We start from the raw sequence: 12,694 nt of genomic DNA on the forward strand, positions 1-12,694 counted from the left end.
ATGTTGGGTAAACTCTCAATTGAGTCGATCCCCCACGATCCGATCGTCCTGACGACGTTGATCGGCGCGGTTCTTGGTGGCCTGGGCGTCATGGCCCTGATCACCAAGTTCAAGCTGTGGGGCTATCTGTGGAAGGAGTGGTTCACCTCGGTGGATCACAAGAAGATCGGCGTGATGTACCTCATCGTCGCCTTCGTCATGCTGCTGCGCGGTTTCTCCGACGCCATCATGATGCGTACCCAGCAGGCCATCGCCGTCGGTGGCTCCGAGGGTTACCTGCCGCCGCACCACTACGACCAGATCTTCACCGCCCACGGCGTGATCATGATCTTCTTCGTGGCGATGCCGCTGATCACCGGCCTGATGAACCTGGCCGTGCCGCTGCAGATCGGTGCGCGCGACGTCGCGTTCCCGTTCGTCAACTCGCTCAGCTTCTGGCTGTTCGTGTCCGGCGCGGTGCTGATCATGCTGTCGCTGTGGATCGGTGAGTTCGCTGCCACCGGCTGGCTGGCATTCCCGCCACTGTCGGGCATCGAATACAGTCCAAGCGTCGGCATGGACTACTACATCTGGGGTCTACAGGTCGCAGGCCTGGGTACCACGCTGAGCGGTATCAACTTCTTCATTACCATCCTGAAGATGCGTACCCCCAGCATGAAGCTGATGCAGATGCCGGTGTTCACCTGGACCGCCCTGGTGACCAACGTGCTGATCGTCGCTGCCTTCCCGGTGCTGACCATCACCCTGGTGCTGCTGACCCTGGACCGTTACCTGGGTACGCACTTCTTCACCAATGACGGTGGCGGCAACGCCATGCTGTACATCAACCTGATCTGGATCTGGGGTCACCCGGAGGTGTACATCCTGGTCCTGCCGGCATTCGGTGTGTTCTCCGAAGTCATCGCGACCTTCTCGCGCAAGGCGCTGTTCGGCTACAAGGGCATGGTCTACGCCACCGCCTGCATCGGCGTGCTGTCGTTCATCGTGTGGCTGCACCACTTCTTCACCATGGGCTCGGGTGCCAACGTCAATGCCTTCTTCGGCATCACGACGATGATCATCTCGATCCCGACCGGCGTGAAGATCTTCAACTGGCTGTTCACCATGTTCCGCGGCCGCGTGCACTTCACCACCCCGGTGCTGTGGACCATCGGCTTCATGGTCACCTTCGTCATCGGCGGCATGACCGGCGTGATGCTGGCGATCCCGGCCATCGACTTCGTGCTGCACAACAGCCTGTTCCTGATCGCCCACTTCCACAACGTCATCATCGGCGGCGTGGTGTTCGGCATGTTCGCCGGCATCACCTACTGGTGGCCGAAGATGTTCGGCTTCCGCCTCAATGAGTTCTGGGGCAAGTGCGCGTTCTGGTGCTGGTTCATCGGCTTCTACGTGACCTTCATGCCGATGTACGTGCTGGGCTTCATGGGCATGACCCGTCGCCTGCAGAGCACGGTCAACCCGGCCTATGAGCCGCTGCTGCTGATCGCAGCTGCAGGTGCCTTCATCGTCGGCGCCGGCATCCTGTGCCAGATCATCCAGGTGGCCGTGTCGATCCGCGACCGCAAGAAGACCGTCGACCTGACCGGCGACCCGTGGGATGCGCGTACGCTGGAGTGGGAAACCTCTTCGCCGCCGGCCTTCTACAACTTCGGCACCCTGCCGGAAGTCACCGAACTGGACGATTTCTGGGAGCGCAAGCAGCGTGGTGAAGCCTGGCCGAAGCCGGCCAAGTACACCGACATCCACATGCCGCGCAACACTGGCACGGGCGTTGTCATCGGTGCCTTCAGCCTGGTGTTCGGCTTCGCGATGATCTGGCACATCTGGTGGCTGGCCATCGTCGGCTTCGTCGGCATGATCGCCACGTTCATCTACCGCACCTTCGACCAGGACGTGGACTACTGGGTCCCGGCCGCCGAGGTGGAACGCATCGAGAACGAACACCGCAAGCACCTGGAAGCCCAGGGCCTGGTGAAGTCGGAGCTGAAGGCATGAGCACCAATACCTCGACCCTGAGCCACGGGCACGCCGCGCACGCGGCGGCCCATGGCCATGACGACCACGAGCACCACGACACCGGAGGCAACACCGTCTTCGGTTTCTGGGTGTACCTGATGAGCGACTGCCTCATCTTCGCCTCGCTGTTCGCCACCTACGTGGTGCTGTCCGGCGGTACCGATGGTGGTCCTACCGCGAAGGACCTGTTCGAGCTGCCGTTCGTGGCGTGGGAAACCGCGCTGCTGCTGACCTCGTCGCTGACCTTCGGCCTGGGCATGATCGCCATGCACCGCAAGCAGGTCGGCCAGATGTTCCTGTGGCTGGCGGTCACCTGGCTGCTGGGCTTCGGCTTCATGTGCATGGAAGTCTATGAATTCCAGCACCTGATCCATCAGGGCTACGGTCCGGACCGCAGTGCCTTCCTGTCGGCGTTCTTCGCCCTGGTCGGCACCCACGGCCTGCACGTCAGCGCCGGCCTGCTGTGGCTGCTGGTGATGTTCGTGCAGCTGAAGAAGTACGGCCTGACCCCGACCAACAAGACCCGCATGGCGTGCCTGAGCCTGTTCTGGCACTTCCTGGACCTGATCTGGATCGGCGTGTTCTCCGTCGTCTACCTCAATGGAGCGCTGTAATGGCACATGACAACCATGCACACGACCACGCCGCCGGCGGCGAGAGCCACGGCAGCGTCAAGTCCTACCTGATCGGCTTCGTGCTGGCGGTGGTGCTGACCGTCATCCCGTTCTGGATGGTGATGTCGGGCGACTTCTCGCGCACCGTCAACGGTGTGGTGATCGCGGTCACCGCGGTGCTGCAGATGCTGGTCCACCTGGTGTTCTTCCTGCACCTGGACCGCTCTTCGGAAAGCCGCTGGAACGTCAACGCTGCGGCCTTTACCGTTGTGGTGATCGGCATCATCGTGATCGGCACCCTGTGGGTCATGCACAACATGAACGTGCACATGATGCACTGACGTCCTCGCGACGTTGCCACGCAGAAAGGCCGCCCTCGGGCGGCCTTTTTGTTGGCGGCTGGATGGGGTCGGATCCCTGGCCGCAGGCCAGGGCTCTGACCCCGGGGCCGGGGCCTCACCCCACCCGGCGCAGGAACTCTTCGGCGTCCATCGGCCGCCCCAGGTGATAACCCTGCAACTGATCGCAGCCCAGCTCGCTCAGGTATTCGCGCTGCGCCTGGGTCTCCACGCCTTCGGCCACCACCTGCAGCTGCAGGGTGCGGCCCAGCGCGATGATCGACGAGACGATGGCGGCGTCCTCGTCATTGCGCTCCAGGTCGTGCACGAACGCACGGTCGATCTTCAGCTCGGTGGCCGGCATGCGCTTGAGGTACAGCAGGCTGGAATAGCCGGTGCCAAAATCATCGATGGCGATGTGCACGCCCATCGCGGTCAGGTCGTTGAGGATCGCCAGGCTGGCATCGACGTCCTTCATTGCCGTGGTCTCGGTGATCTCCAGGGTCAGCCGCGCGGGTTCGATCCGGTGCCGCTGCAGCACCTCGCGCACACTGTCCAGCAGCGCCGGCGAGGCGAACTGCAACGGCGACAGGTTCACCGCCATCGACCATTCCGTATGCCCGGCCTGGTGCCATGCCCGCAGCTGCGCGCAGGCTTGGTCCAGTACCCAGTCACCGATCGGCAGGATCAGGCCGCTGCGCTCGGCGATGGGAATGAACACATCCGGCGCCAGCAGGCCCAGCTCCGGATGCTGCCAGCGCAGCAGCGCTTCGGCGCCGGTGGCCGGTGCGCCGGCGGCAGGGAACTTGGGCTGGTAGTGCAGGATCAGTTCGTTGCGGGCGATGGCCTTGCGCAGGTCCTGCAGCAGGCGCAGCTGGCGGTTGGCGCTGAGCTGCATCGAGGGGGTGAAGAAGGTATAGCCGTTCCGCCCGGTTTCCTTGGTGTGGTACATCGCCGCATCGGCGTGCGCCATCAGCTCGCGCTCGTTGCTGGCATCGTCCGGGTACAGGGCGATGCCCAGGCTGGCACTGACCTGCAGTTCGGCCGCATCCAGCGTGAACGGTTCGCCGGCAGCGGCGATGATGCGCTCGGCCACCACCACTGCATCGTCCGGAATATCAATGGCCAGCACGATCACGAACTCGTCGCCGCCGAGGCGGGCGAACGTATCCTGCGGCCGCAGCAGGCCGCCGATGCGCTGCGCCACCGCCACCAGCAGGCGGTCGCCGAGCTGGTGGCCATAGGCATCATTGACCGCCTTGAAACCATCCAGGTCGCAGAACATCACCGCCACCGCATGGTTGCGGCGCCGCGCCTTCTCGATCGCCTGCTCGATGCGATCCTGCAGCAGCATGCGGTTGGGCAGCTGGGTCAACGGGTCGTGCAGTGCGGCCTGGATCAGCTTGTTGTTGGCGTGCGCCAGTGAATCGGCCAGCAGCCCGGTGCGCACGCGCATCTGCCGGTCGAACAGCGAGGCCACCAGGGCGATGCCCAGCGTGGCCACGGTGGTGACGATCACCAGTACCGCCAGCCAGCGCGTGTCGATGCCACCACTGCCGACGGCGCCACAGATGCTGCCTTCGGGGAAGCGCGCGGCGGCCATGCCGGTGTAATGCATGCCGACGATGGCCAGGCCCATCACCAGCGACGCGAGCGCGCGCAGGAGCAGGGTGTGGCGGTGCTCGGCGCGCAGGCGGAAGGCGATCCACAGGGCGGCACCGGCGGCACCGATGGCCACCGCGATGGAGGCGGCAAACCAGCCCGGGTGGTAGTCGATGCCCGGCTGCATGCGCATCGCCGCCATGCCCAGGTAATGCATGGTGGCGATGCCCAGGCCCATCAGCACGGCACCGGCCAGCAGCCGGCGCCAGGGCAGGCTGGGCCGCGACACCAGCCACAGCGCATAGGCCGAGGCGCCGATCGAGACCGCCAGCGAGTACAGGGTGATGCCGAGGTCGTAGCCGACCGGGATCGGCAGGTCGAAGGCGAGCATGCCGATGAAGTGCATCGACCAGATGCCCAGGCCCATGGCCGCCGCCCCCCCGGCCAGCCACCAGCGGGCCACGCGGCCCTCGGCCGTGGCCAGGCGCCCGGCCATGTCCAGCGCCGTGTACGAAGCAAGAATGGCCACCAGCAGGGAGATGATGACCAGGCTCTGACTGTAACTGCCAGTCATGTTGAATCCAGTGGGGGAGGGAGGGGCGCCCGCAAGGCGCACGCCCGCGACCCCTATCGGCGCGGGTGGGCAGGACTTGAGCGGTCGCAGCACCTGCGACCCGGCTCGGCTATCCTGCCACGCCTGTTCCCGTTGCTGGAAATCATCCGATGGCAAAAGCCCGCACCGCCTACGTCTGCAATGAATGCGGCGCCGAATTCAGCAAGTGGCAGGGCCAATGCACCGAGTGCAACGCCTGGAACTCGCTGTCGGAAATCGTGCTGGAAAGCGCGGCGGCGGCCAAGGCGCCGGCCTCGCGCCGGGCCGGCTGGGCCGGCAAGATCGACCCGCCGAAGATCACCGCCCTGAAGGACGTGGAGCAGACCGAGCATCGCCGGGTCTCCACCGGCATCGGCGAGTTCGACCGGGTACTGGGCGGTGGCCTGGTCGAGGGCGCAGTGGTGCTGGTCGGTGGCGATCCGGGCATCGGCAAGTCGACGCTGCTGCTGCAGGCGGTGGCGAAGATGGCAGCCGAGCTGCCGGTGCTGTACGTCACCGGCGAAGAGTCGCTGGCGCAGGTCGCCGGCCGCGCGCACCGGCTGGAGCTGCCGCTGGACGGGGTCAATGCACTGGCCGAGACCGGGGTCGAATCGATCCTGCAGCATGCATCCAAGGCCGGCCCGCGGCTGATCGTGGCCGACTCCGTGCAGACCCTGTGGACCGAGAGCCTGACCGCTGCGCCGGGCTCGGTCAGCCAGGTGCGCGAGAGCGCGGCGCGGCTGGTGCGGTTCGCCAAGGAGACCGGTACCGCCGTGTTCCTGGTCGGCCACGTGACCAAGGAGGGCGGCATCGCGGGCCCGCGCGTGCTCGAGCACATGGTCGACGCGGTGCTGTACTTCGAGGGCGAGAGCGGCAGCCGCTTCCGCCTGCTGCGCGCGTTCAAGAACCGCTTCGGCGCGGTCAACGAACTGGGCGTGTTCGCGATGGGCGACAAGGGCCTGAAGGAGGTCTCCAACCCATCGGCGATCTTCCTGTCCGGCGGCAGCACCCATCAACCGGGCAGCTGCGTGATGGTCACCCGCGAGGGCACCCGGCCGCTGCTGGTGGAAGTGCAGGCACTGGTCGATGCGTCGCCGCTGTCGAATCCACGTCGTGTCGCGGTCGGCCTGGAGCAGAACCGCCTGGCGATGCTGCTGGCGGTGTTGCATCGCCACGGCGGCGTGCTGGTCGGCGACCAGGACGTGTTCGTCAATGTCGTCGGCGGCATCCGCGTGCAGGAGACCGCCGCCGACCTGCCGGTGCTGCTGGCGGTGCTGTCCTCGCTGCAGGATCGGCCGCTGGCGGAGAAGACCATCGCCTTCGGCGAGGTAGGCCTGTCCGGCGAGATCCGCCCGGTGCCCAATGGCGAAGACCGCCTGCGCGAGGCCGCTACGCATGGCTTCAAGCGCGCGATCGTGCCCAAGGCCAATGCGCCCAAGGGCGGCTCAGTGAAAGGCATGGAAGTGATCGCGGTGGAGCGGCTGTCCGAGGCCATCGACGCGGCGTGACCCCCCGATGCGCGGGGCTTTGCCCTGTAGCGTCGAGCCATGCTCGACTGGCGGTCGAACAGCAGTCGAGCATGGCTCGACTCTACAAAGAACGAAGAGCAGCCGAGCATGGGCTCGGCGCTACAGACGTCAGACACGGCAACGGTCAGCTTCCCTATGCTAGTTTTTCCCGCTCGACGAAGACGCCCTCTGGCGTCTTTCCGTGCCCAGGAGTAAACGATTACATGCAGGACACCGCGCTCATTGCCCCCAACGCCGAGATCCGTCGTGCCGGGGTCGATCTCAATGGACTGATGACGGTGCTGGGCAAGCACCTGTATTCCACCCCGGTGGTGGCGCTGCGTGAGCTGGTGCAGAACGCGCACGACTCGATCATCCGCCGCCGCATCGAGCAGCCCGGCGTCGAGGTGCCTTCGCGCATTTCGGTGCAGGTCGATGCCGGGGCCGGCGTGCTGCGCATCATCGATACCGGTGCCGGCCTGACCCGCCAGGAGATCCACGACTACCTGGCCACCGTCGGTGTCGGCTACACCCGTGGCCTGCGCCAGGGCGGCGAGGACGATGATGGCCTGATCGGCATGTTCGGCCTCGGCTTCCTGTCGGCCTTCGTGCTGGCGCGCCGGGTCAGCGTGCGCACGACCTCGTACCAGACGCCGGAGCTGGGCCATCTGTACGTGTCCAGCAACGCCGAGCAGTACACCGTCAGCGAAGTGCCGGCACGCGCGGTCGGCACCGAGGTGGAGCTGGAGCTGCATCCGGACTTCCTGCCGCTGGCCAACGAGGCGCGCCTGCATGAGGTGCTGGGCCGTTACTGCGCGCTGTTGTCCGAGCCGATCTTCATCGGTGCTGCGGGCGAGGCGCTCAATTCCGAGCCGCCGCCGTGGCGCGGCCAGGGGGAGGTCGCCGTGCATCCGGTGCAGGCGCGTCGCCAGGCGCTGCAGTTCGCCGCGCGCTTCGAGCACGACTTCGAGCCGATCGTCACCGTGCCGTTGCGCGCCGATGGCAGCAGTGATGCCACCGGCCTGCTGTGGGTGCAGGACGGTGCTACCTACGGCACCAGCGACAACCGCAACCTGTCGGTGTTCGTGCGCGGCATGCTGCTGGACGACGACGCCCGCGATCTGCTGCCGCCGTGGGCCGGTTTCATCGGTGGGGTGATCGAATCCTCGCGGCTGACCCCCACCGCCAGCCGCGAAGACCTGCAGCGCGATGACCAGTACCGCGCCGTGCAGCATGCCTTGCTGGAGGCATTGATCGACGGCCTGGCCGACGTTGCGCGGCAGCAGCCGGAAGCGTGGCGACGCGTATTGAGCCGCCACAACGAGGCGCTGCTGGGCGCGGCGCTGTGCGATGACCGCCTGTTCGACCTGCTGCTGGAACATGTGCGCGTGCCGACTTCGCAGGGTGACCTGCCGGCCAGTGCGCTGCCCGCACGCGGTGCCGTGCACGTGATCCTCGACAACGGCGGCGGCTTCGAGGAAATGCTGTTCCGTGCGATGGGCGTGCCGGTCGCGCATGGCCATCGCTATGCGGTGGTGCCGTTCCTGCGGCGTTGGGCCCAGGCCAAGGGCCTGCGCCTGGTTGAACTGGGGACCGAGCAGGGCAACCGGGCGCTGTTCCGCAGCGATGACAGCCTCGACGAGGTGCAGCTGGCATGGCTGCGCGAGCAGCTGGGCGATGGCGAGCAGCTGCTGCCGGCGCGCTTCAGCCCGGAGGCATTGCCGGTGGTGGTGGTGCCCGACCGCGAGGCCGAGCTGAAGCAGCGCCTGGAGGACGACGAGAACGACAAGCGCGTTTCGATGGCGGCGCTGCGCCTGGCGCGGCAGTTCACCGCACGCATCGAATCGCGCGCACCCTCGCGGCTGTACCTCAACCTCGACAACCCGGCGGTGCAGGCGCTGCTGCGCGCCCAGCGCGAGGGCCACCCGCAGGCCGAGGCGGCGGCACGCCTGCTGCGCTCGCTGAAGATCATCGTCGCTGCGCAGGGCCGTCCCCTGGCCCGGGCAGCGACCGCCACGCCAGGCCCGGATCTCAACGGCGCCTTTACCGATATCGCCGGTGCCCTGCAGCAGATGCTGCGCTGAGCACCGCACCCTCTCATCCAGCCTTCGCTAGACAGGAGCACTTACCCCATGGACATCTGGAACTGGGTCGAAAAACTGCAGGGAGACCTGCGCCAGGCCGGCCAGGCGCAGAACGCGCACCTGCTGAACCGCCTTGCCGACGAGGTCAGCGAGCTGCAGATCGACCGCGTCGATGCACTGCTGCCCGAAGCGCGTGCGCTGGGCAAGGCGCTGGACAACCCCTGGGTCGACGTCTACGTCGGCCACTGGGCGCTGCGCAACCGCGTCGGCAACAGAGTTGAAGGCGAGAGCGCACTTGGCGAAGCCGTTTCGCTGTTCGAGCGCGCACACCGCGAAGACACCCTGGAATGCCCGCAGTCGATCTGCGTGACCCAGGACCTGGCCGCCTGCTACGGCAACATCGATGGCCCAGGCTGGGTGCCCGAGCGCATCGAGGTGTGTGACGAGACCCTCGGCCGCATCGATCCCAGCTGGGCCTGCTTCCAGTGCCTGAGCTGCGAGAAAGCCGATGCGCTGCTCGACGACGGCCGTGGCCAGGAGGCGCTGGATTACCTGCAGGTGCAGTCCGATGCGATCGAGGCCTGCGGCAAGGAAGTGTTCGACAGCTTCCCGGAGATGCAGATCAAGATCCTGCTCGCCGTCGGCCGGGCCGAAGAGGCACTGGTGCTGATCGAAAAGCGCGAGGCTGAAGTGGCGGCTTCCGGTGAGTACGAGCCGGCCAACTGCACGGTGCCGCGCCGCCTGTCCAAGGCGTGGGCGCTGGCCCAGCTGGGCCGCGACGAAGAGGCGCTGCAGCAGCTGGTGCCGTGGCGCGAGCTGACCCCGAACTACTGGCGGCTGTGGGCGAACACCGCCGCAGCGCTGTGCCAGCGCGACCCTGCACGCAATACGTGGGACCTGGGCACGCGCTTCAACACGATCATCGAGCACTTCGCCCGGGTCGGTTCGCATCGCCTGCTGATCGAAGTCGCGGCGCTGAGCCTGGAGCTGGCGCTGCAGCGGGGAGCGCGCTGGGTGGCGCTGCGCCAGCTGGAGCTGGCGCGTACCCATCTGGCGCAGCTGCGCCAGGACCGGGGTGCGGCTGCGCTGGTGGCCGGCCTGGCGGCACGCATCGATGCCTTGCCGGAGATGGCACCGCTGCCGGCACCGGCGGGCGAGTTGCTGGCGTGGCTGGACGCGCAGGGCGAGCAGAACCAGGCACGCGATCCGGAGCGTGAGGCGCAGTGGCTGCTGCAGGCACAGGCACAGCTGCCCGATGACGAGGCCTTGGCCGAGATGGCCGCCTCTGCGCTGGGCGCCTGTGGTGCACAGACCGAAGCGCGCGCATTGCTGTGGCGCTTCGTGCGCGCGCACGCGCAGGATGATGGCCCGGCCGCTTATACGTTGATGCGCTGGCTGACCGAGCAGGGTGACGATGATGGCCTGCGCCAGCTGGCCGACCGCTATCGCGGCAGCGTGCCGGTGTTCGCGCACTGGTGCGACGTGCAGCGCGCACGCCGGGTGTCCGACTGGCCGGCGCTGGAGCAGGCCGCGCAGGCGCTGCTGGCGGCATCGCCCGGTTCGCACGGTGCGCGCGGCACGCTGGCGCGGATGTACATGGAAACCGGCCGTTTCAGCGAGGCGCAGGCCTGCTATGCGCAGCTGGTGGAGCTGCTGGAAGAGCCGAGCGCCGCGCATTGGGACCACATGAGTGCAGCCAGCGCGGCGCGTGACTGGGACGCGGTGCGCCGCTCGGCCGCAGCGATCGGCATGGAGCTGTCCAGCCAGGACGGTGTGGTCGAAGAGCCGTGGGGCTGGGTGATCATCCGCAGCGAAGAGAACGGCGAGCCGATGGAGTACTACGCCCGTCGCAGCGGCCCGGTCACCGCACGCATCGTCGAGAACGCACCGGCCAACCGCGCGCAGCAGGTGGGCGACTGGGTGGTGTTCGATGCCGCGCTGGTGCACCCGGCGCCAGAGGAGGAAGAAGCGCGCGAGCACTTCATCCCGACCTATGCGCAGGTGCATGTGCTGGAGCGCGGCGGCTTCGCCCGCAGCTGGCTGATCGACGGCGCGCACCCGGGCGAAGAGGCCTGGAACACCTTCGTCGCAGCGGCCGAGGCGCAGGGCTGGCAGGTGTGGTCGCACAGCCGCCCGGACTACACCGTGACCGATCCGGACGAGGAGGAGGGCACGCTGCCGGGCCTGCTGTTCACGGTCGCCCAGCCGCAGGACCATGCACCGCTGGCGCTGCACCGCTTCCTGCAGCAGGAAACCGTGAAGTGGCCGCATCCGCACTGTTGGCTGCGCCTGGCCGAAGCCTGCGACCAGGATCGTCAGCCGCATCTGGATGTGATCGAGCGTTACGGGTTGTAAGCCCGGTATCGGGTAGTGCCGGCCGCTGGCCGGCAGCGCCGGGATATCCTGTGTTGCCGGCCAGCGGCCGGCACGTCCTCAAGGAGAAAGACATGCGAAAGACAGGGATGTTCGTGATCACCGGGCTGCTGCTGGCCGCCAACGTGCAGGCGGTGCCGGCCTGCCAGGAACCCGCCGCCGTGGCCCGCGCATTCTTCGAGGCGACGTCGGGTGACAACGGCTTTGTGCTGGACGCACCGCAGGCGCTGGTCAGCGACGGCTTTGGCAAAGCCCTGCGTGGCGAGCGCGCCTGCCAGGCGCGCGAACAGGGCATCTGCAACATCGACTGGGATCCGTGGCTGGACGCGCAGGACGCTGACATCGAGGGCCCGGTGACCTATCAGTGGAAGGGGGCCACGGCTGATACCGGCATGGTCGAGATCCACTACGCAGTGGAGAAGCAGGCGTTCGTGTCGCGCGTGCCGATGGTCCGCCAGGGCAAGGGCTGCTGGCAGGCCGACGACCTGATCTCCAACAATGGCCGCTCACTGCGCCGGATCCTGGCCCAGCCTGTCCCTTGATGGTGGGGTGCCGGCTGCGGCATCCACGCATGGCGTCGTCCTGTTGCCGGCCAGCGGCCGGCACTACCAGATTGGGAGCGACCGTTGGTTGGCAGTACCGGGGTGGGGCCGACCGTTGGTCGGCACGCCTTTATCGCGTATGCCCGAACACCAGTTCGATCACGAACTGGCTGCCGAAGAACGCCAGCAGCAGCAACAGCATCGCCGCCAGCGTCCAGTGCACCGCCTTCATGCCGCGCCAGCCGTAGCGCCGGCGGCCGATCAGCAGCACGCCGAACACGATCCACGACAGCACGCTCAGCACGGTCTTGTGCACCAGCTTCTGCGCCAGCAGGTCGTCGACGAACAGCACGCCGGTGACCAGGGTCAGGGTCAGCAGCGCGAAGCCGACGGTGATCACCCGGAACAGCAGCGATTCCAGGTCGGCCAGCGGCGGCAGCGCGCGCAGCCACGGCCGGAACTCGCGGCGGCGCAGGGCGCGTTCCTGCAGCCAGAGCATGATCGCCAGCAGCGCGGCGATGCTCAGCGTGGCGTAGGCCAGCAGCGCCAGCCACGCGTGGCTGGCCAGGCGCCAGCCCAGCACCTTGCTCGGTTCGTGGCCGTAGCCGTGGTAGGCCAGCAGCAGGACCGCGGCCAGCGGGAACACCACCACGCCCAGCGCCGACATCCGCCCACGCGCACCGACCAGCGAGGTCAGCCAGGCCATGCCGAGGCCGACCAGCGACAGCGCGGCGAAGAAGTGCATGTCCGGCCCGCCGTTGGTGCGCATCGCCACCATCACGTGGTAGCCGCCATGCAGCAGCATCGCCGGCAGGGCGGGCCACAGCCAGGTGGGGGAGCCGGTGGTTTCATCGCGGCCGAGCGCGCGCACCAGCAGGGCACTGGCAGCCAGGTAGAGCAGGACGGCGATGAGAACGATTGTCATCGTTGCAGTTTCGCATACCCCCGGGATGCTGGCGACGGCCCGGTGGTCGCAGTCCGGGCGGACAGCCGGACCCGTTATACTGTCTGCCTTATTGTCC

The 12,694-nt window shown here is 67.3% G+C and carries 9 protein-coding genes; 7 read left to right on the plus strand and 2 right to left on the minus strand.

The window, feature by feature from the left end:
• From cyoB to cyoD, 3 genes are read left to right on the plus strand one after another with little or no spacing between them, the layout of a single operon-like run.
• Nucleotides 1-1,998: a cytochrome o ubiquinol oxidase subunit I gene (cyoB, locus tag AB1281_RS04350; protein WP_135966123.1), complete on the plus strand. Its 1,998-nt coding sequence runs from the start codon at nucleotides 1-3 to the stop codon at nucleotides 1,996-1,998.
• Nucleotides 1,995-2,633 carry a cytochrome o ubiquinol oxidase subunit III gene (cyoC, locus tag AB1281_RS04355; protein ID WP_049446432.1) on the plus strand — a complete coding sequence of 213 codons (639 nt, stop codon included), beginning with the start codon at nucleotides 1,995-1,997 and terminating at the stop codon, nucleotides 2,631-2,633. The genes cyoB and cyoC overlap by 4 nt, the downstream gene beginning before the upstream one ends.
• Nucleotides 2,633-2,974: a cytochrome o ubiquinol oxidase subunit IV gene (gene cyoD, locus AB1281_RS04360; RefSeq protein ID WP_014036396.1), complete on the plus strand. Its 342-nt coding sequence runs from the start codon at nucleotides 2,633-2,635 to the stop codon at nucleotides 2,972-2,974. The genes cyoC and cyoD overlap by 1 nt, the downstream gene beginning before the upstream one ends.
• Nucleotides 2,975-3,089: 115 nt before the next feature.
• Here cyoD and AB1281_RS04365 read toward each other — a convergent pair whose 3' ends face one another.
• On the minus strand, nucleotides 3,090-5,147 hold the full coding sequence (locus AB1281_RS04365; protein WP_430345156.1) for a putative bifunctional diguanylate cyclase/phosphodiesterase: 2,058 nt from the start codon (nucleotides 5,145-5,147) through the stop codon (nucleotides 3,090-3,092).
• Between the two features lie 149 nt (nucleotides 5,148-5,296).
• Between AB1281_RS04365 and radA the strand changes: the two genes are divergently transcribed.
• The 4 genes from radA (at nucleotide 5,297) to AB1281_RS04385 (ending at nucleotide 11,672) form a co-directional block, all read left to right on the plus strand.
• Nucleotides 5,297-6,673 (plus strand): DNA repair protein RadA, encoded by a 1,377-nt coding sequence (gene radA, locus AB1281_RS04370; RefSeq protein WP_014646395.1) that lies wholly within the window; start codon nucleotides 5,297-5,299, stop codon nucleotides 6,671-6,673.
• 224 nt (nucleotides 6,674-6,897) lie between these two features.
• Complete coding sequence (locus AB1281_RS04375; RefSeq protein ID WP_430345157.1) at nucleotides 6,898-8,757, plus strand: ATP-binding protein; 1,860 nt, start codon at nucleotides 6,898-6,900, stop codon at nucleotides 8,755-8,757.
• 48 nt (nucleotides 8,758-8,805) lie between these two features.
• Nucleotides 8,806-11,112, plus strand: coding sequence for a tetratricopeptide repeat protein (locus AB1281_RS04380; RefSeq protein ID WP_430345158.1), 2,307 nt, complete (start codon nucleotides 8,806-8,808; stop codon nucleotides 11,110-11,112).
• Nucleotides 11,113-11,204: 92 nt separating this feature from the next.
• Nucleotides 11,205-11,672: a hypothetical protein gene (locus AB1281_RS04385; RefSeq protein ID WP_430345159.1), complete on the plus strand. Its 468-nt coding sequence runs from the start codon at nucleotides 11,205-11,207 to the stop codon at nucleotides 11,670-11,672.
• Nucleotides 11,673-11,802: 130 nt separating this feature from the next.
• On the opposite strand, the gene AB1281_RS04390 is transcribed toward AB1281_RS04385, so the two are convergent.
• Entirely contained in the window at nucleotides 11,803-12,597 is a 795-nt protein-coding gene (locus AB1281_RS04390; RefSeq protein WP_075675019.1) for a cytochrome C assembly family protein, read from the minus strand.
• Nucleotides 12,598-12,694: the final 97 nt, after the last annotated feature.

This window comes from Stenotrophomonas sp. NRRL B-14846 (assembly GCF_050473585.1).
GTDB lineage: Bacteria > Pseudomonadota > Gammaproteobacteria > Xanthomonadales > Xanthomonadaceae > Stenotrophomonas.

Excerpts from the sequence above, each read along its gene's own strand:
- AB1281_RS04385 (WP_430345159.1), top strand. The coding sequence starts at position 11,205 with ATGCGAAAGACAGGGATGTTCGTGATCACCGGGCTGCTGCTGGCCGCC.
- cyoB (WP_135966123.1), top strand. The coding sequence starts at position 1 with ATGTTGGGTAAACTCTCAATTGAGTCGATCCCCCACGATCCGATCGTC.
- radA (WP_014646395.1), top strand. The coding sequence starts at position 5,297 with ATGGCAAAAGCCCGCACCGCCTACGTCTGCAATGAATGCGGCGCCGAA.
- AB1281_RS04380 (WP_430345158.1), top strand. The coding sequence starts at position 8,806 with ATGGACATCTGGAACTGGGTCGAAAAACTGCAGGGAGACCTGCGCCAG.
- AB1281_RS04365 (WP_430345156.1), bottom strand. The coding sequence starts at position 5,147 with ATGACTGGCAGTTACAGTCAGAGCCTGGTCATCATCTCCCTGCTGGTG.
- AB1281_RS04390 (WP_075675019.1), bottom strand. The coding sequence starts at position 12,597 with ATGACAATCGTTCTCATCGCCGTCCTGCTCTACCTGGCTGCCAGTGCC.
- AB1281_RS04375 (WP_430345157.1), top strand. The coding sequence starts at position 6,898 with ATGCAGGACACCGCGCTCATTGCCCCCAACGCCGAGATCCGTCGTGCC.
- cyoD (WP_014036396.1), top strand. The coding sequence starts at position 2,633 with ATGGCACATGACAACCATGCACACGACCACGCCGCCGGCGGCGAGAGC.
- cyoC (WP_049446432.1), top strand. The coding sequence starts at position 1,995 with ATGAGCACCAATACCTCGACCCTGAGCCACGGGCACGCCGCGCACGCG.